The organism is Ruegeria sp. CDSC025, from assembly GCF_059610805.1.
In genome coordinates, this window is record NZ_JBXWOJ010000011.1 from 15,500 (window position 1) to 35,546 (window position 20,047).

Sequence of the window (20,047 nt, forward strand, 5' to 3'; positions counted from 1 at the left end):
CGACCCTGAGGCGCCTGGCATGAGCCTTTCCCCGGAATTACTGCTCCATGGATATTCCATCGGTATCTTCCCGATGGCTGAACATCGCGATGATCCGGACCTGTTCTGGGTTGATCCTAAGTTTCGCGGCATCTTCCCTCTGGACGGTTTCCACATCTCACGCAGCTTGGCCCGCAGGATTCGGAACTGTGGGTACACGGTGTCAATCAACAGGGATTTTGCCGGCGTTGTTGATGGCTGCGCTGATCGCACGGATACCTGGATCAATCAGGAACTTCGCACCCTTTACCATAAGCTGAACCAATCCGGTCACGCCCATTCACTGGAAATCTGGGACGGTCGGAATTTGGTTGGGGGCGTTTATGGCGTTACTGTTGGCGCTGCCTTCTTTGGCGAAAGCATGTTTTCCCGACGCAAGGATGCCTCAAAAATTGCACTGGCATATCTGGTCGACCGATTGCGGTCCTGCGGGTTCAAATTGTTCGATACGCAGTTTTTAACCGCGCATCTCGCCTCGCTCGGCGCGATCGAGGTGCCGCGGGCACAGTATCGGAACGCGCTGGAAGAGGCAGTGACTATTGCAGCAGATTTCTCTGCTGATCTCGATCAATCGCCGGATGGCGTGATACAGCGGATCACCCAGACGTCATAGCGCGAATGATCAAGCGCATTCAGGGCTGGCGAGGTGGCAATCATCCACCCGTCAAACAGTTGATCCGTTCCGCCTTGTTCCCAAATGGTCAGGTAGGCAAACGCGTCCCCTGTTGGGTTATCTGCAGGATAGCGGCAATCACCCAGTGCGACATCCAGCCCAAAGACTGTCTTGGATTGGCCGTTTTGCAGTTCGACATCAACGGTCTGGCCATTGACCTTATCCAGCCCTCTGAGCATTGCACCCGGTCCGGATTGAACCTTTTGCTGTGCCGCTACCCCAGAGGCTGCCAGTATTGCCGCGATCAGAGCATATCGCTTCATTCGCCGCCATCTCCGGCGACGAACTTAACCAAAAGCGAAATCAGGCTGACTGCGCCCTGTGTATCCTCGACCTGATCGCCCGGTTCAAAGTTAAAGGGCGATCCGCCTGGCATGACTTCTACAAAGTTACCACCCAGCAACCCTTCGGATGAGATCACGATAGCACTGTCATCGGGGACCAGAATTCCATCAGAAATCGCAAAAGTCGTGTCCGCCCGGTAGGTTTCCGGGTTCAGGGTCACCCCTGTCACGGTGCCGATTTTGACCCCGGCAAGCCGCACGTCCGTTCCGACGCCGACGCCTTCGAGCGAGCGGAAAGAGGCGTTAAGCTCATAACCAGAACCGCCCTGGGACAGGCCTGTCGACTGGCTCGCATAGACGCCAAACGCTATTGCCCCGGCCAGGACGGCGCCTCCGACCAAAACTTCTGAAACTTTGTAAGATGACATTGCTCGCCTCGTCTTATTCCGGGTTCCAGGCCTCATAATCCGAACGCTCGACCGGATCCGGGCGGCGCAAAGACCCCGCCGGTGCATAAGCAAGCGCGGTTCCTGTCAGGTTTTCCTGGTGCGGTTTTTCCCAGGATTTATGTGCCAGAGGTTTGTCGGTTGGCGGTTCGTCCCAGGTGCGGTGCAACCAACCGTGCCAATCGGGATCAACCCTGCTGGCCTCGGCCTCGCCGTTGAAGATCACCCAACGCCTGCTGTCATCCGCGGTACGATAAAATATATTGCCTTCATTATCTTCACCGACTTTCACGCCTTTGCGCGCGGTGTAAATCTGGGTGTTCAGGGTGGCCCCGTTCCACCAGGTCACGGCGCGCAAAAGACTGTTCAGGATTCCCATCGGCTGCCTCCGGCATTTTTGTCTCTGCAGATATGGACCAAAGGTCCGCCAAGGTCCAGTGCTAGGGTAACGTTGCGCATCAATCCGGCAAAACTGCGGTCACTTCAATCTCGATGCGGTCCTCTGGCGTGATCAGGTTGCATTCGGTCACTGTCGCCGCCGGCGGGTTTTCACCAAATGCCTCAACCAGCAAGGGCCAGCACAGTTCAAATTCTGACATGTCCGGAAGGTAGTAGTTTACCCGAACCACATGCGCCAAATTTGATCCAGCCTCATCCAAGGCCTTTTCAATCGCCTGCAGCGCGGATTTGCACTGTCCGACGATATCTTTGGGAATGATTTCGCCTTGTGCGCAGGTTCCGGCAACAAAGACAAAACCGTTTGCAACCACTGCCCGGCAATAGCCGACTTTGGCCTCATATTGACCGCCCGAGGAAATTCGCCTTATCGTCATCCTGCCCTCCCAAACACAAAATGGCGCGGGATCACCGCGCCATCTGTTGTAATTCAAATTCAGTGATTACCCGGCCGAAGCTGATTCCGCCGCATCCGCATAGATGATCAGCGGCTGCTTGTCCGAGGATACAGCCTCTTCGTTAACGACAACCTCGGTCACGTTCTTCATGCCAGGCAATTCGAACATCGTGTCCAGAAGGATGTCTTCAAGGATCGAGCGCAGCCCGCGTGCACCGGTCTTCCGTTCAATGGCGCGTTTGGCGATAGCCTTGAGCGCATCGTCGGTAAAGCCCAGCTCGGCATCTTCCAGTTCGAACAGACGCTGATACTGTTTGACCAGCGCGTTCTTGGGTTTGGTCAGAATGGTGACCAGCGCATCCTCGTCGAGATCTTCAAGCGTGGCCAGAACTGGCAGACGTCCGACAAATTCCGGGATCAGACCGAATTTCAGCAGGTCTTCAGGCTCCAGCTCTTTGAAAATCTCACCCACGCCGCGGTCATCATTGTCCCGCACATCGGCACCAAAGCCCATGGCCGAGCCTTTGCCGCGCTGTGCGATAATTCTATCCAGACCCGCAAAGGCACCACCGCAGATGAACAGGATATTCGTCGTGTCCACTTGCAGGAATTCCTGCTGCGGATGCTTGCGTCCACCTTGCGGCGGAACACTGGCGACGGTGCCTTCCATCAGCTTCAGCAGCGCCTGCTGCACGCCCTCGCCCGACACGTCGCGCGTGATCGAGGGATTCTCGGATTTGCGCGTGATCTTGTCGACCTCATCGATGTAAACGATGCCGCGCTGCGCGCGTTCGACATTGTATTCGCTGGCCTGCAACAGTTTGAGGATGATATTTTCGACATCCTCGCCCACATAACCGGCTTCGGTCAGCGTGGTCGCATCGGCCATGGTAAAGGGCACATCCAGAATGCGCGCCAGAGTTTGCGCCAACAACGTCTTGCCGCAGCCTGTCGGGCCGATCAACAGGATGTTGGATTTGGCCAGCTCGATATCGCTGCCGGCCTTCTGAGCGTGATTCAATCGTTTATAGTGGTTGTGAACCGCTACTGACAGAACCCGCTTGGCCGTAGCCTGACCGATCACATAATCGTCCAGAACTTCGCAGATGTCTTTCGGCGTCGGCACTCCGTCAGAAGATTTCAGCCCGTTGGCTTTCGTCTCTTCGCGGATGATGTCCATACACAGCTCGACGCATTCATCACAGATGAACACGGTCGGACCTGCAATCAGCTTACGCACCTCATGCTGGCTTTTGCCACAGAAGCTGCAGTAGAGCGTGTTTTTGCCGTCACCGCCTGAATTCGTCGCCATGATCTACCTTTCGGGCTCCATCCTATGCCCCTTTGCGGGGCCGCGCTTGCGCCTGTTCGTGCAGCTTAGGCCAGCACTGTGGCGGCTACAATCTCAAAATACCCCCCGTATCGGCGACACGAGGGGTCTGGGCTTAGCCCTCTTCGCCGCTCATCTTGGCGCGGTTTTCAACGATCTCGTCTATGTGACCCCATTCCTTAGCCTCTTCCGGGCTCATGAAGTTGTCACGGTCCAGCGCCTTTTCAACAGCCTTTTTGGTCTGTCCAGTATGGCGTACATAGATATCATACAGGCGATCCTTCAGCTTTTGCGTCTCAGCTGCGTGGATCATGATATCGCTTGCCTGCCCCTGATATCCGCCACTGGGCTGGTGCACCATGATGCGGCTGTTCGGCAGGGAAAAGCGCATGCCCTTCTCACCACCGGCCAGCAGAACCGACCCCATCGAGGCCGCTTGACCGATCACCAATGTGGAACATTTCGGTTTGATATACTGCATTGTGTCGTAAATCGACAAACCGCTGGTGACCACGCCACCCGGCGAGTTGATGTAGATCGAGATTTCCTTGTTCGGGTTCTCCGCCTCAAGGTGCAGCAGCTGAGCAACCACAAGATGGCTCATCCCGTCGTGGATCGGGCCGTTGATAAAGATGATCCGCTCTTTCAGAAGGCGCGAGAAGATATCATATGCGCGCTCACCCCTGCTGGTCTGCTCAACGACCATTGGGACAAGCGTGTTCATGTATGTGTCAACGGGATCGAACATAAGAAACCTGCCTGCTTTGCTATGGATCGGGACACTACCCGAAAATCTGTTACCTGAGTCTTAGTATCGCCACAGTGGGGCTGCAAGGGGTGCAGGAAACTTCATGCCCTGCAAATGCAAATTGATATTCAGCGGTGACTAAAGCGATACGCTCTTCAAAGTCGAAATCTGCGTCGAACTCTCACAAGTTCCCCTTTTCCCCTCACCTCATTTTGGTTCATGCATATGAGAGTAAATGTTCATAACTAGCTGACTTGCGACCTTCTCCAGGCAGCAACACAAACAGGCGCCCAAAGTGTGGGCTGGTAAGGAAACAGAGGATGGCCCTTCCACAACTTTCACAGGAAACATCTCCGGAAAATTTCGACAAAATGGTTGAGAACGCAACGCATGCTGCAAATTTTCTCAAGGCCATCAGCCACGAAGGGCGTCTCATGATCCTGTGCCACCTGGTATCGGGAGAAAAGTCAGTAACAGAACTGGAAGAGCTGCTTTCGGCGAGGCAAGCCGCTGTTTCGCAACAACTGTCGCGGTTGCGACTTGAAGGGTTGGTGACGCCTCGCCGCGAAGGCAAGGCGATCTTTTATAGACTTGCCGATGAACGGCCACGCCGGATGTTAGAGGTTGTCTACGAACTCTTTTGCAACGAAGAATAAGAGCAATCCGCTATCCCGGCTACTTACGACTTACTTTTGGAACAGTCTTGATAGCCGGCGGACATGGCCATTAGCAAACTGTCATAGTGCGAAATTCCTGTGTCAAAACTCACGCCTACGGGATCCAATTCAAAGATCGTGGCCCCGGTTCCTTCGATCGCTGTCCGTACCAGCCTTGTGTCAAATTGTGGCTCGGAAAAGGCACAAACAATTCCTTCATGCTCAACCTTTTCACGCAAAGCCGCCAATCGCGCCGGCCCGGGAGAGGACGCATCGCCAAGACTGACTGCGCCGGATGACTCCAGCCCAAATCGCTTTTCGAAATACTGATAGGCATCATGAAACGTTATGAATGACAGCGTCTGCATATCTGTCAGATCTGTCATAATTTTTTCTTTCAGTTCAATCAGTTCCCGATCTGCGGTCGCCGCGTTCTGCTGATAAGAATCGGCGTTTTCAGGGTCCGCCTCTGAGAGCGTTGCGGCAATTACCTGAACCCAGATACGTGCATTTTCGGGATCCAGCCAGGCGTGGGGGTCTACCCCTTCGTGATCATGGCCATGGTCGTCTGCATGGCCCGCATGGTCGTCGTGATCGTCATGACCCGCATGATCGTCGTGACCCGCATGATCGTCGTGACCCGCATGATCGTCGTGATCCGCGTGATCGTCGTGGCCATCATGATCCGCACGGTCATCATGGTCATCATGATCGGTCGCATCCCGGAATTCATAGAGAATTGTTCCATCCGCATCCAACAAAGAGACATGCAGCGCATCCGGCGACAACGCGCCCAAGGGTTTAACCAGCCAAGGGGTCAGCTCTTCTCCGGTCCAGAAAACGATCTCGGCGGATTGCAAAGACCGCGCCTCAGAAGGCCGCATAGCGTGATCATGAGGTGACGCGCCGGGTGGAATGATCAAGCTGGGCTCACCCACGCCGTCCATCACCCGGGCGACCAGCGAATGGACAGGCGCAATATCGACGGCCACGCTTGGCGCCTCGGCAATGGCTTGGCCTGCAAACGCGATTGAGAACAAATACAGTGTGGGTCGGAACATATTCCCTCCGAGATGATATGTTATTACATTCGTTGAGCGCTTGTTAATCCGGACGTTATTACATATCAAGTTGAAAATCATTGGAGTCCCGCCATGAGCACTGTTGGATTCAGACAACACGATCACGCCCACTGCGTTCACACTGCGCTGTCTCAGGCCGAAAACAAGTGCAGAACAAAGCGCCTGCAATTCACCACTGTCCGACGCCGTGTTCTTGAGATCCTGTTGGAAAAGCACCGGGCAATGGGCGCATATGACATTCTGGCTGTGCTAGCTGCAGAAGGGCTCGGGTCGCAACCTCCGGTCGCGTATCGTGCACTGGATTTCCTTGTGCAAAACGGGTTCGTGCATCGTATCGAGCAACTGAATGCCTATACAGCCTGCGCCCACCCGACCCATGACCATGTCCCCGCGTTTCTGATCTGCAGGTCCTGCAAAGCGGTGGCTGAAACGGAAACCGAGCTGACACAGGGCCGATTGGGCGCTGCGGCGAACACCTCGGGGTTTCAAATCGAACGAGTAGTGGTCGAGGCCGAGGGCCTATGTCCCGAATGTGTAGGGTCGGCGGCATGAATACCCCCCTTATTTCATTGAAAAACATGTCCATTCGGATCGACGGCCGCACGATCCTTGAACATGTGAATGCGGCAGTTTCCGAAGCAGAGATCGTGACCATTGTGGGGCCCAACGGATCTGGTAAGTCGACTCTTTTACGGGCGATCATTGGGGCCATTACCCCATCAGAAGGCCAGGTAAGCCGCGCACCCGGCCTGCGCATCGGTTATGTCCCGCAAAAACTGGCTTTGGACGCCGCTTTACCGATGACCGTGCAACGTTTCCTGGGCTTACCCAAACGGATCTCGGCCCGCAAAGCGCTGGATGCCCTAGAACGAGCGGGCGTCCCGGATCTGCGCAACCGGCAAATGACCCAGCTTTCGGGCGGTCAATTTCAACGAGTTCTGCTGGCGCGCGCACTCCTTGACGATCCTCAGGTCTTGCTTTTGGATGAAGCGACGCAAGGCCTGGATCAACCGGGTGCAGCTGCCTTCTATCAACGCATTGAGCAGGTCAGACGCGACCTTGGTTGCGCGATCGTGATGGTCAGTCACGATCTGCACGTTGTCATGGCGGCCTCAGACCGTGTGCTATGTCTGAACGGACATATATGCTGCGAGGGGTCGCCTCATACCGTCGCGGACGCACCTGAATACCGGGCCTTATTTGGCAGCGGAACCAAGGGCATGATGGCCCTTTACCAACATCAACACAGCCATTCGCACGACCATGACCACCACCACGACCAGGAAACAACCAACTGATGTTAGACGATTTTATGGTTCGTGCGGCGCTGGCGGGTATTGGCGTTGCACTCGCGGCGGCCCCTTTGGGGTGCTTTGTAGTATGGCGCCGGATGGCCTATCTGGGCGAGGCCACAGCGCACGCGGCTGTTCTGGGTGTGGCACTGTCTCTGGCGTTTTCGCTTCCGATGCTGCCGTCGATTGTGGCGTCAGCGCTTGCCATGGGGCTTACCGTCACGCTTTTGCGTGGCAAGGGGTTGGCGATGGATACATTACTAGGCGTAATAGCGCATACAGCCCTGGCCGCAGGACTAGTCACCGTCGCCTTGCTGTCCGACGTCCGGCTGGATTTAAATGCCTTTCTGTTTGGTGATATCCTGGCTGTCACCAAAGGCGATTTGGCAACCATTTGGGGCGGTGGCGCGTTGATCCTGGCAGTCATGATCTGGCGCTGGTCAGCCCTACTTGTCGCCACGCTGAACCCGGACATGGCCTATGCATCCGGCATTGACCCAAAGCGCGAGGAGGTGTGGTTGACGCTGACCATGGCGGTGGCCGTTGCCGTGGCAATCAAAGTGGTAGGGGTTCTGTTGATTGCCGCCCTGCTCGTCATCCCGGCAGCCGGCGCGCGGTCTTTGGTGAAAACACCTGAAAATATGGCGTTCGGGGCCGCAATCATCGGATCAGCTGCCGCCCTTGTCGGGCTGTGCGGTGCGTATCTTGCCGACACTCCGGCCGGGCCCAGCATCGTCTGCGCCGCAGCTGTGATCTTTCTGGTAACCGCCGCCATCGGGCCGCTTTTTCGTAAAGAATAGATTGCCGGTTCAAAACTCTGGTTCACCATTAGCAAAACTGCTACGAAAATCGGGACTTATACAAAAGGAGAGACCTATGATCCGAGCCGCACTTATTGGACTGGCCCTTTGCACACTCGCCGCATGTGAAACCGCTAAAGGCGCCGGTAAAGATATTGAAAAAGCAGGTGACGCAATTCAGGGCGCAGCCACCGAGGTTCAGGAAAACATCTGATTCCTTTCGGAATGTAGCGATTAAAATCGGGCGACATACAAGATATAGTTGCCCTCCGCACCCGCACCCGCTATCCTTGCGGACACAGGTGCATAGACGCGGCATTGCATTTCTGACACGATCACGGGGTTCTTGCTTAAACGCAAGAACCCCGTTCCCGTTTTAGGGGGAATTAAATCGCTGCCTGTATGAATCCGGGGCCCGGAAAAAGGAAAAGGCGTCAGGTGCGCAGACGCGGTCTTTGCACGTGCCCAAAGGACACCCCTGACGCCTTACCGGTTCGACACGCCCGAGGGACGTCCCGATCCAGTTGCTTTGTCCCCCTAAGGGGCCACAGCCGCTGAACAGAGCCCGAGGGCCCCGCACAGCACGCATTAACCTTCTGAGAGCTTGATCACCTGTTTCAAACTTGACGCCCAAATCAGCGGATCACGCACCGGTAAGTCTTTGCAGTAGAACAAAATCCTAAGATTTCCCTTCACCGCAGCGACCCCCTTGGCCTTTGCGTCCCACCCAGGATCCTAAGAACCTCTGCGGTAACCTGACTGTTACATCGCGGTCATAATCAGGCAAGAAAATAGCACTGCAGCATAAAAAATAGTCGGGGATAAACTGTTGATATCTCGCTGGAGAGTGATGTGGATAACTCTAGATTTTACGTTTCTGCGCAGAGTTGCGATTGGACAAGTGAAATTGCGTGCTCGGCCCCAGAATTCGGGCTCTTTCTGCAGGCGCAAACGGGTTGAACAGCCATTCTGCGGGATTTGGCGCGCGATTGCCCCGGTCCGGACACCGGTTTTTTCGAATCGAACCCGCCGCAACGGCCCCTCTGACCACGACGACCGCGGGACCAGGCATATCGGCCACACCGGACGCCCTGCCCGCTCGCCGCGTTGAAGTCCAATTCTGAATTTGAGAAGCGCTCCGACCCGGTTGGGTTACCTACTAAGCGCTGCGGCAATTCGCAGCCAGTACCCCCTAAATTCCAACCGGACCAGAGACGCTTCAGTTCACCTGGAGACCAGAGACGAGCCCGGAACTCGTTCGATCGCGCAGGCTACGCAAATTCAAAATTACATACAGCCCAAGGATCTTGCGCCAGCCCACGCAGCCAACCTAAATGAAGGGGCATTTACCGCTTCGATAGTTGAATTTGCTGTCACTGGCTCACCTCCTGCACTGGGCCTTTCGCTGGCCTTTTACACAGATTGGGTGGCTGAGGGCTGGTTGCAACTTACCTTAAGGAAGCTTCATGAAGGCTTTAAAAAAGCCTAACCAGTTTGTCGCGCTTAGGCCCAGGCCAGCGCGGTGCCGATCACGACCAGGGAAATGCCAAACACTTCGCGATGCGAGAAGTTTTCACCAAACAGAAAGAATGAGGCGATGGCGATGAGAACAACCTCGGCCCCCAGAATGCCAGTATAGATTATGCCCAACCGTTCGTCGCGCAGCGCGGCGAGTTCGAGCGTCGCCCCGGCCAGCAGGGTCGCGACGATCAGCAGACCAAGCCCCAGGCCAGGGATTTTCCACCAGAACTTCATCGCGACCATGGCAACGGAATAGAGACCCGCTGACCCGAGGGCAATGAATGGGATCATGGACGTGGACATCTGCGCCTCCTGCTAGGGTTCCGCAAGGTAAACTTTAGCAGGCCAGCCGGGATGCGGCTGTGAGGTTGGTCACAATGGGTCGAACAGGCCTTATCCCGCGATCTTTCGGGTCACCAGATACGAAACCGGAAACGCCGCAATAAAGCCAGCTCCGGCAGCGATCAGGATAGGGTATAGCGTCGTATACCCCATCGACAGAACCGCAATCACAGCGGACCCGGCAAAGGTAGAGCCAAGGAAGATATGTACGATCAGCATTAGGGGAAGCATGGGGGCCTCATATCAGGGATTCAACTTCCGCGGATCCTAGGATTGAGAGCGCATGCGGTCTTTGATCTGGGTCAGAGTGAGAGGCGTCTTGGAATTCGTCCAGTGGTCGAATTCAGCCGGGAACGGGCGGAGCACCGAAACGAAAACGCGCCGCCCGTTTTGCCGGAGGCAAACCTCGGTTTAACGGAGGCGGGTCGGCGCGGCCCGGCGGTGCTGCCGGGCGGGTGGTTCGACTAAGGGTAAACTCCGCAAAACCAAATGTATCGCTGGCAAGGAGCGTTACCTTATTCGGACGATCACTAAATATAGGCTACCTAAGCAGGCAATCAGAGTTTTTAACCTCAAAACTCTCAAACCCTGCCCGCACCAACTGGTTTTCAACTTCTTCCAAAGAAAGATCGCTCTTAGGGCCAATGATAACTTCCGAGATCGCCTTTCTCGAATCGTGTGATCCCTTGCTGTACTTCCCAAACGGAAGGGGAATGAATTTTATTCGCCCATTGTCACCACGGCTCTTGAGCTCAAAGCAGACTTCGTTCCCGTCTGGATATTCATAGCTTGGTATTCGAACGCCATTTATGTATCCCGGCCCGTCTATCTCTACAGCAGCGTGGGTCCCACGAACTTCTCCTTCGTATTCCCAAGAAGCGTGTTTTGTAGAAACCACGGCAGAAACTAGTGGAACTGTAACGTTCAACCACTCTGCAAAACCAAGTCTTTGCGCATTATCTACCATTCCAGCCAATAACCGAATAAGTAGTCCAAGAAATTCCGTCTCTGAAACTTCTTTCAAGTACTCAACCTTTTGAATTCTAATCGGCATGTCTTTGATTGCCGTTGGCCTAAACCCAATGCTCAGGCCTTCCGAATTCGAAGCGTACTCTCGCCACATTGGAAGCGAGTCACCGTAGTGTGAAAACGAACAGGACATAATACCGCGTCGCTCAAAGTAGTATTCAAGCTTTGAGGCGAGCTCAACAATAAATGTGTTTCGTGTCTCGGGTGGCATCATTTCCCCAAGACTTTGAATTGAAGATAGAAGCAGTTCCCTGCCTAGATTTATTTCCCTGGGATCGTTGGTTGTAGTCAAATCTGAAAACCAAAGAGATTTAGTCTCTAATATGCCTTTGAAACCCAAGGCGGACGTGTAGTGATACAAAGTACTGTTTGGATCGTATTCTAAAAATGCCATCGGAACGCTTCGTGCTTCTTGGATACCAACTTTGCATCCAAAGGCGTTAACAGAAGTAAAATTAGGCAGCTTTTAGCTGTCCATCTTCAACGCTGAGATAAATGCCTCCTGCGGAATATCCACTTTCCCGAACTGACGCATCTTTTTCTTACCTGCCTTCTGCTTGTCCAGCAGTTTGCGTTTCCGCGTAGCGTCGCCTCCGTAACATTTGGCGGTCACGTCCTTGCGCAGGGCCGAGAGGGTCTCGCGGGCGATGACCTTACCTCCGATTGCGGCCTGGATCGGGATTTTGAACATGTGGCGCGGGATAAGGTCTTTGAGCTTCTCGCACATCGCCCGGCCCCGCATCTCGGCCCGGTCACGGTGAACCATGGTCGACAGCGCATCGACCGGTTCATCATTCACCAGCACCGACATCTTGACCAGCGCGTCCTCGGTATAGCCGGTCATCTGATAATCAAACGAGGCATAGCCCTTGGTCACCGATTTCAGGCGGTCGTAGAAGTCAAAGACGACCTCATTCAGCGGCAGGTCATAGACGACCATCGCGCGCGAGCCCGCATAGGTCAGGTCCATCTGGATGCCGCGGCGGTCCTGGCACAGTTTCAGTACGTCGCCCAGGAATTCATCCGGCACAAGGATGGTCGCCTTGATGCGCGGCTCTTCGATATGGTCGACCTTTGACGGGTCGGGCATGTCGGCGGGGTTGTGCAGCTCGATCATCTCGCCGTCTTTCATGAAGACGTGATAGATCACCGAGGGCGCGGTGGTGATCAGCTCGATATCATATTCGCGCTCAATCCGGTCGCGAATGACCTCAAGGTGCAGCAGGCCCAGGAAGCCGCAGCGGAAGCCAAAGCCAAGTGCTGCCGAGGTTTCCATTTCAAAGCTGAAGCTGGCGTCATTCAGCGCCAGCTTGTCGATCGCGTCGCGCAGGTCTTCGAATTCGGAACTGTCGACGGGGAAGAGGCCACAGAACACCACCGGTTGCGCGGGTTTAAAGCCGTCCAGCGCGATTTCTGCGCCATTGCGGTCATTGGTGATCGTGTCACCAACGCGCGTGTCGCGGACCTGTTTGATCGAGGCGGTGAGAAAGCCGATTTCGCCGGGACCGAGGCTGTCCACCATCTCCATCTCAGGCCGGAAGACGCCGACGCGGTCGACATGGTGCAGGGTGTTGTTCGACATGAACTTGACCCGCATGCCCTTTTTCAGGGTGCCGTCCATGATGCGGACCAGAACGATGACGCCGAGATAGGCGTCGTACCAGCTATCGACCAGCATCGCCTTGAGCGGTGCATCCAGATTACCCTTGGGGGCCGGCAGATGGGTGACAATGGCCTCCAACGTCTCATGGATGCCCTGCCCGGTCTTGGCGCTGACCTGAATCGCCTCGGACGCGTCGATGCCGATCACATCCTCGATCTGTTCGGCCACGCGGTCACAATCGGACGCAGGCAGGTCGATCTTGTTCAGCACCGGCACGATGTCGTGGTCAGCGTCGATGGCTTGATACACGTTCGCCAGCGTCTGCGCCTCGACCCCTTGGGTCGAGTCCACAACCAGCAGAGAGCCTTCGACCGCGCGCATCGACCGGCTGACCTCATAGGCAAAGTCCACGTGGCCGGGAGTGTCGATCAGGTTCAGCACGTATTTCTCGCCATTGTCGGCGGTATAATCGATGCGGACCGTGTTGGCCTTGATGGTGATGCCGCGCTCGCGCTCGATATCCATGCTGTCGAGCAGCTGTTCCTTCATGTCACGATCCTTGACCGTACCGGTCTCTTGGATGAGCCGGTCAGCAAGGGTGGATTTGCCATGGTCGATATGCGCGACGATGGAGAAATTGCGGATATGAGCGAGGTCTGTCATGGATTGGGATATGTATAGATTTTGAGGTTTGGTCAATGGCTGCTGAAACAACAGCGGCGATCAAATTTGAAACAGAGAACAGCTAAGGCGCAAATACATCAGTATGCTCCATCTTGGGCCCGCTAAATCTTACCTAACGCTCCTACCCATGACCTTCGACTAGCTGCAGTTCTTTCATACTTCGTATGAAACATGCGTCGGGAACCTTGGCATCACTCTCAGCCTCCACGATGATTTCCCAAGTGGACCTAGCAAGATCGCCGGTGACACGCTTACTGGCCCAATAAACTTCGTTCGAAATTACACTTTCCAACGGGCTGCGCGGTGACAATGGCGTCGTAAGGTAACTTCCGCCGGTTGCAGTACATTCCGAAATAGAGTCCGGGCATTGATCTTCACAGAAATTTCGAACCGGCGTCCAAGCTCGGATATTGCCGCTGTGTTTAATTGCCGCTTCACGCGCTTCGCCATCTTCGACCAGTGCGCGTGGCGAGAGATGGCCCCAAGCAAACTCAGACAGTCGGAAATGCTCATTACCAGTCAAAGTTCTAGGAACACGAGCCGATCCTGCATATGGGCTGTCTGAGCCTTGTGAAGCTTGAAAAAGCGCCCATGCCAATAATACATCAGCCTCTTCGGGAAGTTTGTCATCCAGACCCTGCAAGACAGAAACAAGTTCTTCAGCCTCACCATTTAACAGCATAGATTGCGCAGCAATTATTGCTGTCTGCGGCTCGCCCAACTCTATGAGCGTTGCAATTGCCGGAGCCTTCTCTCCTATCTTGGACGCTTGAAGAAGCGCCAGGGCTAAGGCCTCTGAGTTCTGTGCTTCGGTCAGCCAAGATTTACCAGACAGACCGCCGGGTTTGCGCAACAAAGCAATGCGCTCCTTGCGCTCCATATCTGTAGTAACATGAGAGTGGTATTTGCTGCCGCTTGCTATACTCGCCAGCAAGATTTGCGCCGCAGTATTGCCTTGTTGCGCCTGTCCAGCCAGATTTTGCAATGCGACCAAATCATCGCCATCCAACCATGCTTGAACCGCCTCGTTGAATTCCGGCACGTCTTCGCCTTGCAGAGAACCAGAATCTGACAAAGCTGCTATCGGAGACAAACAGACTGCGATCGAGAAGAAAAACGTTTTGATCGAAACCACAAAATTGCTCCTTGAATAAGCTGCTTTTATTCATTTCCGACGCACCTCAGTGCGTAGTTGTGCCCTCGTCAAATCAACACCGTTTGATTTGCCTGTCAAAACAATTGATCCCTCCCCCCGTTTGATTCATACTCCGCCACAGACCGAGAGGGGCATCAGACCCGTCCGGGCAGGCAAAAACGAGGCAAGAGCATGAAACAGTTCCTCTTAATCGCATTCTGCGCGGCATCGTTGACGGCGATGGCTCCGGCACCGAGCGAGGCTGCGCAGATCAAACGGGCGTGTCTGGCGTCGGACCGGTCGGCGGCAACGCGGGCGCGGTGCAGCTGCATTCAGCGCGTCGCGGATCAGGCGTTGACGCGTGGTGATCAGAAGACCGTCGCCAAGTGGTTCACCGACCCCCATCAGGCGCAGGAGTTGAAGATGTCGCAGACTTCGCGCGATGATGCGCTGTGGGATCGGTATAAGAACTTTGGCCAGATGGCGCAGGCAATCTGCAACTAAGCCGGTCACGCTGCTTGACCTGATGCGCACTGCACCTCAGATATGGCGCAGCGAAAGGTGTATCAGATGGTAATGAAAGGGCTGACCCTGCGGGGCCTTGAGGTGTTCGAGGCTTTGGCGCGGACAGGATCGGTGGCACTGGCCGCCGAGATCACGGGGCTCAGCCAGCCTTCGGTTTCTCAGCAGTTGCGCAATCTGGAAAAGGCATTGGGCACTGATCTGGTCGATCACGGGCGACGACCAATGCGTTTAACGCAAGCCGGCCGCAGCTTTCTGGCGCGGGCCGAGGTCGTGCTGGCCGAACTGCAAATGGCCCAAAGCGAACTGACCGTGATGGATCTGGGGCATCTGACCACCCTCTCCATCGGTTTGATTGACGATTTCGACAACGATCTGACCCCGCGGCTGGCGACTTTGCTCGCCGACAGCCTAACCCGGTCGAAATTCAAACTGATCACGTTGCCCAGCCTAAACCTGTTCGCCGAGCTGGAGGCGCAGAGGCTGCATATGGCTGTATCCGCGCATTCCGGAGAGGTCCTGAAGGGTGTGATTGAATACCCTCTGGTTCAGGACCCTTTCATTCTGGTGACCCCAAAGGGTAAGGGGAATTCAATACAGGACCTGCCCTTTCTGCGATACGCCCGAGATCAGCTGATCAGTCGCCAGATCGAGGCGCATCTGGCGCGCCAGCAAATGGAGTTCGAGGAACGGTTTGAAATCGGCTCGCACCTGGCGCTGATGGCAATGGTCGCACAGGGGCTTGGCTGGGCGATCACAACACCACTGGGATATATGCGTGCGACGCGGTTTCATGACGGGATGGAGGCGCATCCGGTCCCGTTCGGTGACTTCGCCCGCACAATTTCGCTGTTCACCCGCTCTGACTGGTCGGACCAAGTACCCAAAGAGGTTGCAGACATGATCCGACGGCTGATGCGGAGCCAGATTGTTGATCCGGCAGTCGCGCAGGTGCCGTGGCTGGGCGGGCAGTTGAAGGTGATGAGTTAGTGTAGGGTACCGCAGATATTGGAAGCATATTTACCAACGCGCCGTGTGTTTCTGCCACCATCTTCATACAGAACTGAACTAGGGTTAGCTTTGCGAACCGAAGCAACCGCTCGACGAATCTCTGCTACAGCAGTCGCAAACCTGTGATAGCAAATTGGAATGGCAACGATATCAACACAGACCAGACCAACTATTCCCTATCCGATTGCGGTTGCCGGCGTTCTTTTCGCCTCAATTTGTTTCGGGCTGGTTCCTTATTTTAGCCGAGGGCTGACCGAGCAAGGCGTCGCGCCTTATGCCGTCGCGTTCTATCGCTACATCGTTACGGCAATTCTGCTGCTGCCTGTTCTTATAATACACCGAAACGCTTGGCGCGAGATTGCTTGGGGGCTTTCGGCAGGCGCGGTAATGGGCCTTGGATGGATTGGATATGTGACGGCGCTGGAGACATTACCCGCATCGACTGTGGGCGTTCTCTATATGACCTATCCGGTTTTCACGCTGATCATTGCCTGGACTTTGTTCGCCGATACACCCACAAGGCGCGCATTGTTCGCCTCGGGCCTCATTACGTTGGCGGCACTCATTGCAGGATCGCCCGCATCCGTTCCGATACAGCACATACCAACGCTTCTGATGTCGCTAGCAGCGCCAATCGGGTTCGGCTTCGGCATATGTGTCTTGGTTCACAGGTTGTCCCGCATCGCACCGCTTGCGCGCATTGCTTCGGTTTCCTTGGGATCGGTTCTCGGGCTGTTGCCGCTGATGTTGAACGCCGATGTTGCCAAGTTGCTCCCGCTGGGGCAATCCGACTGGATTTTGATCGTCGGAATTGGCCTGGTCACAGCGCTTGTGCCACAGCTCATTTATACGATCTGCTCGCCGTTGATCGGCGCTTCTCAAACTGCGGTCGTCGGCAGCATTGAATTGCCGACAATGTTTGCTGTGGGCTTTCTTGCCTTTGGCGAAGCAATCACAACACCACAGGCCGTAGCCTGCGCTTTGGTTTTGGGTGCGATTGCGATCACCAGAAGCCGGACGACACGTACCTTATCCACTGTGATTGCGAAAGAACCAAACAGGTGAGCTTGGCCCCGATGCAGGCGTCGATTGATTTTACACCTGAATGTCGAAGACATCAGAGCATCTACAACTAAGCCCTCAGATGTGCGTCAAGACCTGCGACGGCCTTTTCGATCAAATCCAGCGTGCCCTCGAAATCACGGGTGTAATACGGATCGGGCACATGATCCGCGCCTGTCTCAGTAGCGAAATCAGTCAGCAAGCGAACCGGAGTTTTGTTGCCACGGGGACGCAAGTTTTCGATATTGGTAAGGTTCTCTGCATCCATTCCGATGATCAGGTCAAAGCGGTCAAAATCTTCGGCCACGAATTTGCGCGCGCGCAGATCGCTGATGTCGATACTACGGGCATGAGCAGCCTGCTGCATTGGGCCATAAGGCGGGTCTCCGATGTGCCAGCCAGAGGTTCCGGCGCTGTCGGTGGCATGATGCGGCGCACGGGCGCGAAAGGCACCTTCGGCGGCCGGAGACCGGCAGATATTGCCCAAACAGACGAAAAGGATACGGTGTGTCATACAACCGGGTGTAACGCGTGAGGCGGAAATGGAAAAGATCGTCATTCTGACCGGTGCCGGGATTTCCGCCGAAAGCGGGCTGGGCACATTCCGCGACGAAGGAGGTCTGTGGGCGCAGCACAGGATCGAGGATGTCGCCACGCCCGAAGGCTTTGCCCGCAATCCGGCGGTGGTGCACAAGTTCTACAACGCGCGCCGTGTGCAGGCCGCACAGGCGCAACCCAATCCGGCCCATACCGCGCTGACCCATCTGCAACGCAACTGGCCCGGCAAGGTTATCATCGTGACCCAGAATGTCGACGGCCTCCACGAAGCCGCAGGATCCGAGAATGTGATCCATATGCACGGCACCCTCGCTGGGGCCTTATGCACCACCTGCGATCACCGCTGGGTCGCCCCGCCCGAGATGTCGGTGGGTGAACCCTGCCCCGCCTGCGGTGGCCCAACCGCCCGACCCGATGTTGTATGGTTCGGTGAGATGCCCTATTTTATGGACCTGATCTACGATCACCTGGCCAATGCTGCAATCTTCACTTCAATCGGCACCTCGGGTCAGGTCTACCCCGCCGCAGCATTTGTGCACGAGGCGACAATGTCAGGCGCACGAACCGTCGAGTTGAACCTAGATCCGTCATCCGGCGCCTCGAGTTTCGATCAGGTGATACTTGGCCCTGCATCCGAAACCGTGCCACGCTGGGTTCAAAAGCTGCTGCGCGAATCTTAGCCCGCCAGACCGGCACCAAAATTATTGATACGACAATCGAAATAAGAGGCTCCCATGACCGACCCCCACCACACGCGCGAAGAAATCCTGGACGATTCCAGTATGGAGGGCCGCGATACATTTGGCGACCAACTTGCAAATCTGTGGTGGACCTTCCTGTTGCGCGGATGTCTGGCCGGAGCATTGGGGATCGCCGCGCTGTTTTGGCCAACGGGCAGTATCTCTTTGCTGTTGCGACTGGTCGGCCTGCTTTTGGTTCTAGATGGCGGCCTGACCCTACTGGGCTTTGGACGGCGCGGATTGATCGGCGGCGTCGGCATCGGGGCTCTATTGATTGGGCTTGTCCTGTTGATCTGGCCCGAGGGTGTTGCGCGGCTGACGTTTTTCCTGCTGGGTGCTTGGGCGCTGATCGTCGGCATCGGTTCGTTGCTGGCATGGCGGCAGATACCCAGCAACAACCCGGATGCCGTGATGGTGCGAAACTCGGGGATCATTGCGCTGATCATTGGGTTGGTGCTGTTGTTCTGGCCCGGCAGTGGCATGGTCGCACTGGGGTGGGCCATTGCCTTTTCCGCTCTGGCTTTCGCCGCCGTGATGTTCTTTCTGGCAATGCGCTTCAAACGGGCGCATGACCGCGTTTCGATGCGGGTTGTTAACCGTTGAAGCGATAGGCAAACAGGCCGGGCAAAGCCCGGCCTGACGCTTGGATGACGGCCGCATAGCGGCTTGAAGGTTGACGTGACCTTAGTTCGAGTGGGCGCCCATGTCTTTTCGTTCCAGATCAACCGGCACGTCGATCTCAACTTCACCGGCCTTTTCAAAAACCAGCGTCACAGGCACAGTTGCACCATGTTCAAACGGGGCAACCAATCCCATGAACATCACGTGATCGCCCCCGCGCTTGAGCGCATGCGCACCACCGGCAGGGATGACGAACCCCTCTTCGACATGGGTCATCTGCGCCACGCCATTGGCATCGATCAGATGCGTGTGCAGCTCAATCCGTGCAGCCGCCTCCGATTCCGCACGAACAAGACGGTCATCCGCCTCGCCCGTGTTCTGAATCACCATAAAGGCCGCGCCCGCTTTCGCCGTTTTGCCGGCGGAGCGCGCATAGGCATCTTCTAGTGTGATGGTTTCCTGCGCCATTGCAGTGGTGGCAAATGCGGCCGCAGCCAGGGTTGCCAAAAGTTTGGAAGTGAGGGACATTGCGCCTCTCCTATGTCAAGTGCCTGAAAAAGTTAAATTTAATCAGGCTCTTGCAGGTGGCGCGCGGGCGGGCTGAAACGGAACGGGCGCTGCTATTAGGCTCCTGTCGCCGCGCTCTAAAAATGGCCCGGCATAACTTGGTGCATCGGGCAGCACATGTGAAACGACGGCAATAGCACCCAGTAACGTCAGCGCATAGTCGGGGCAGAAATGCGGGGGCTTCGCCGGTTGCCCCTCCGCATCCATATAGATCACAACAGGACCAACACCAGTACACAGCACCATCTGCCCGACTGCAGTATCAACGCCACGCGACGCAGCCACCCCCTGACCAGTCAGAATGACCAGCAGCGACAGGGCAAATGATAGAAATCTGTTCCGAAAGTGTTTCATCCTGCCTTCGGTATACGCCCGAGACAAAAAGGGCTTCAAGCACAATCGAATGCGCCAGAAGCCCTCGGGTCATTTTTGGTCAGTACGAGGTCAGT

Annotated in this window: 26 protein-coding genes; 11 read left to right on the top strand and 15 right to left on the bottom strand. The window is 55.6% G+C overall.

Features of this window, described 5'->3' with window-relative positions:
- The first annotated feature begins 19 nt into the window (after positions 1–19).
- Positions 20–652, top strand: coding sequence for a leucyl/phenylalanyl-tRNA--protein transferase (aat, locus tag AC2FH8_RS15120; RefSeq protein WP_496690136.1), 633 nt, complete (start codon positions 20–22; stop codon positions 650–652).
- On the opposite strand, the gene AC2FH8_RS15125 is transcribed toward aat, so the two are convergent.
- The 6 genes from AC2FH8_RS15125 to AC2FH8_RS15150 form a co-directional block, all read right to left on the bottom strand.
- The gene (locus AC2FH8_RS15125) at positions 607–975 is read right to left on the bottom strand and encodes a DUF2155 domain-containing protein (protein ID WP_142638127.1); all 369 of its coding nucleotides are present in this window, start codon (positions 973–975) and stop codon (positions 607–609) included. The two genes, aat and AC2FH8_RS15125, sit on opposite strands and share 46 nt — an antisense overlap.
- Complete coding sequence (gene mlaD / locus AC2FH8_RS15130; protein WP_496690137.1) at positions 972–1,424, bottom strand: outer membrane lipid asymmetry maintenance protein MlaD; 453 nt, start codon at positions 1,422–1,424, stop codon at positions 972–974. Before mlaD ends, AC2FH8_RS15125 begins: the two co-directional genes overlap by 4 nt.
- A 13-nt stretch (positions 1,425–1,437) precedes the next feature.
- Positions 1,438–1,821 carry an NADH:ubiquinone oxidoreductase subunit NDUFA12 gene (locus AC2FH8_RS15135; RefSeq protein ID WP_142638122.1) on the bottom strand — a complete coding sequence of 128 codons (384 nt, stop codon included), beginning with the start codon at positions 1,819–1,821 and terminating at the stop codon, positions 1,438–1,440.
- 79 nt (positions 1,822–1,900) lie between these two features.
- Positions 1,901–2,275 carry a Rid family hydrolase gene (locus AC2FH8_RS15140; protein ID WP_142638120.1) on the bottom strand — a complete coding sequence of 125 codons (375 nt, stop codon included), beginning with the start codon at positions 2,273–2,275 and terminating at the stop codon, positions 1,901–1,903.
- Between the two features lie 66 nt (positions 2,276–2,341).
- Positions 2,342–3,607 carry an ATP-dependent Clp protease ATP-binding subunit ClpX gene (clpX, locus tag AC2FH8_RS15145; RefSeq protein WP_142638118.1) on the bottom strand — a complete coding sequence of 422 codons (1,266 nt, stop codon included), beginning with the start codon at positions 3,605–3,607 and terminating at the stop codon, positions 2,342–2,344.
- Between the two features lie 133 nt (positions 3,608–3,740).
- Complete coding sequence (locus tag AC2FH8_RS15150) at positions 3,741–4,373, bottom strand: ATP-dependent Clp protease proteolytic subunit (protein ID WP_142638117.1); 633 nt, start codon at positions 4,371–4,373, stop codon at positions 3,741–3,743.
- A gap of 320 nt (positions 4,374–4,693) precedes the next feature.
- Here AC2FH8_RS15150 and AC2FH8_RS15155 point away from each other — a divergent pair, with 320 nt between their 5' ends.
- Complete coding sequence (locus AC2FH8_RS15155) at positions 4,694–5,029, top strand: ArsR/SmtB family transcription factor (RefSeq protein ID WP_142638116.1); 336 nt, start codon at positions 4,694–4,696, stop codon at positions 5,027–5,029.
- A gap of 23 nt (positions 5,030–5,052) precedes the next feature.
- On the opposite strand, the gene AC2FH8_RS15160 is transcribed toward AC2FH8_RS15155, so the two are convergent.
- Positions 5,053–6,090, bottom strand: coding sequence for a zinc ABC transporter substrate-binding protein (locus tag AC2FH8_RS15160; RefSeq protein WP_496690138.1), 1,038 nt, complete (start codon positions 6,088–6,090; stop codon positions 5,053–5,055).
- Between the two features lie 93 nt (positions 6,091–6,183).
- Between AC2FH8_RS15160 and AC2FH8_RS15165 the strand changes: the two genes are divergently transcribed.
- The 4 genes from AC2FH8_RS15165 to AC2FH8_RS15180 all read left to right on the top strand — a co-directional run bounded on the left by AC2FH8_RS15165 (position 6,184) and on the right by AC2FH8_RS15180 (position 8,417).
- Positions 6,184–6,663 carry a Fur family transcriptional regulator gene (locus AC2FH8_RS15165; RefSeq protein WP_142638114.1) on the top strand — a complete coding sequence of 160 codons (480 nt, stop codon included), beginning with the start codon at positions 6,184–6,186 and terminating at the stop codon, positions 6,661–6,663.
- The gene (locus AC2FH8_RS15170) at positions 6,660–7,409 is read left to right on the top strand and encodes a metal ABC transporter ATP-binding protein (RefSeq protein WP_496690139.1); all 750 of its coding nucleotides are present in this window, start codon (positions 6,660–6,662) and stop codon (positions 7,407–7,409) included. Before AC2FH8_RS15165 ends, AC2FH8_RS15170 begins: the two co-directional genes overlap by 4 nt.
- Positions 7,409–8,203, top strand: coding sequence for a metal ABC transporter permease (locus AC2FH8_RS15175; RefSeq protein ID WP_496690140.1), 795 nt, complete (start codon positions 7,409–7,411; stop codon positions 8,201–8,203). The genes AC2FH8_RS15170 and AC2FH8_RS15175 overlap by 1 nt, the downstream gene beginning before the upstream one ends.
- A 76-nt stretch (positions 8,204–8,279) precedes the next feature.
- Positions 8,280–8,417 (top strand): entericidin A/B family lipoprotein, encoded by a 138-nt coding sequence (locus AC2FH8_RS15180; RefSeq protein WP_142638111.1) that lies wholly within the window; start codon positions 8,280–8,282, stop codon positions 8,415–8,417.
- Between the two features lie 1,289 nt (positions 8,418–9,706).
- Here the strand turns inward: AC2FH8_RS15180 and AC2FH8_RS15185 are convergent.
- From AC2FH8_RS15185 to AC2FH8_RS15205, 5 genes are all read right to left on the bottom strand, one after another.
- Positions 9,707–10,027, bottom strand: a complete 321-nt coding sequence (locus AC2FH8_RS15185; protein ID WP_142638110.1) for a hypothetical protein — start codon at positions 10,025–10,027, stop codon at positions 9,707–9,709.
- A 90-nt stretch (positions 10,028–10,117) separates the two neighbouring features.
- On the bottom strand, positions 10,118–10,297 hold the full coding sequence (locus AC2FH8_RS15190; protein ID WP_142638109.1) for a CTP synthetase: 180 nt from the start codon (positions 10,295–10,297) through the stop codon (positions 10,118–10,120).
- A 310-nt stretch (positions 10,298–10,607) separates the two neighbouring features.
- Positions 10,608–11,489 carry a DUF2971 domain-containing protein gene (locus AC2FH8_RS15195; protein ID WP_496690141.1) on the bottom strand — a complete coding sequence of 294 codons (882 nt, stop codon included), beginning with the start codon at positions 11,487–11,489 and terminating at the stop codon, positions 10,608–10,610.
- Between the two features lie 72 nt (positions 11,490–11,561).
- Positions 11,562–13,361 carry a translation elongation factor 4 gene (lepA, locus tag AC2FH8_RS15200; protein ID WP_281973236.1) on the bottom strand — a complete coding sequence of 600 codons (1,800 nt, stop codon included), beginning with the start codon at positions 13,359–13,361 and terminating at the stop codon, positions 11,562–11,564.
- Between the two features lie 142 nt (positions 13,362–13,503).
- On the bottom strand, positions 13,504–14,517 hold the full coding sequence (locus tag AC2FH8_RS15205) for a hypothetical protein (protein WP_496690142.1): 1,014 nt from the start codon (positions 14,515–14,517) through the stop codon (positions 13,504–13,506).
- A 192-nt stretch (positions 14,518–14,709) separates the two neighbouring features.
- Here AC2FH8_RS15205 and AC2FH8_RS15210 point away from each other — a divergent pair, with 192 nt between their 5' ends.
- The 3 genes from AC2FH8_RS15210 to AC2FH8_RS15220 all read left to right on the top strand — a co-directional run bounded on the left by AC2FH8_RS15210 (position 14,710) and on the right by AC2FH8_RS15220 (position 17,115).
- Positions 14,710–15,021 carry a hypothetical protein gene (locus tag AC2FH8_RS15210; RefSeq protein WP_142638101.1) on the top strand — a complete coding sequence of 104 codons (312 nt, stop codon included), beginning with the start codon at positions 14,710–14,712 and terminating at the stop codon, positions 15,019–15,021.
- A gap of 66 nt (positions 15,022–15,087) precedes the next feature.
- Positions 15,088–16,029, top strand: coding sequence for a LysR family transcriptional regulator (locus tag AC2FH8_RS15215; protein WP_496690181.1), 942 nt, complete (start codon positions 15,088–15,090; stop codon positions 16,027–16,029).
- A 159-nt stretch (positions 16,030–16,188) separates the two neighbouring features.
- Positions 16,189–17,115 carry a DMT family transporter gene (locus AC2FH8_RS15220; RefSeq protein ID WP_496690143.1) on the top strand — a complete coding sequence of 309 codons (927 nt, stop codon included), beginning with the start codon at positions 16,189–16,191 and terminating at the stop codon, positions 17,113–17,115.
- 67 nt (positions 17,116–17,182) lie between these two features.
- Here AC2FH8_RS15220 and AC2FH8_RS15225 read toward each other — a convergent pair whose 3' ends face one another.
- The gene (locus tag AC2FH8_RS15225) at positions 17,183–17,626 is read right to left on the bottom strand and encodes a low molecular weight protein-tyrosine-phosphatase (RefSeq protein ID WP_142638096.1); all 444 of its coding nucleotides are present in this window, start codon (positions 17,624–17,626) and stop codon (positions 17,183–17,185) included.
- A 28-nt stretch (positions 17,627–17,654) separates the two neighbouring features.
- Between AC2FH8_RS15225 and AC2FH8_RS15230 the strand changes: the two genes are divergently transcribed.
- On the top strand, positions 17,655–18,350 hold the full coding sequence (locus AC2FH8_RS15230; RefSeq protein WP_496690144.1) for an NAD-dependent deacylase: 696 nt from the start codon (positions 17,655–17,657) through the stop codon (positions 18,348–18,350).
- 54 nt (positions 18,351–18,404) lie between these two features.
- Positions 18,405–19,013, top strand: a complete 609-nt coding sequence (locus AC2FH8_RS15235) for an HdeD family acid-resistance protein (protein ID WP_496690145.1) — start codon at positions 18,405–18,407, stop codon at positions 19,011–19,013.
- Between the two features lie 81 nt (positions 19,014–19,094).
- On the opposite strand, the gene AC2FH8_RS15240 is transcribed toward AC2FH8_RS15235, so the two are convergent.
- Positions 19,095–19,559: a copper chaperone PCu(A)C gene (locus tag AC2FH8_RS15240; protein WP_281995789.1), complete on the bottom strand. Its 465-nt coding sequence runs from the start codon at positions 19,557–19,559 to the stop codon at positions 19,095–19,097.
- Between the two features lie 42 nt (positions 19,560–19,601).
- The gene (locus AC2FH8_RS15245; protein WP_142638088.1) at positions 19,602–19,952 is read right to left on the bottom strand and encodes a hypothetical protein; all 351 of its coding nucleotides are present in this window, start codon (positions 19,950–19,952) and stop codon (positions 19,602–19,604) included.
- Between the last annotated feature and the right edge of the window lie 95 nt (positions 19,953–20,047).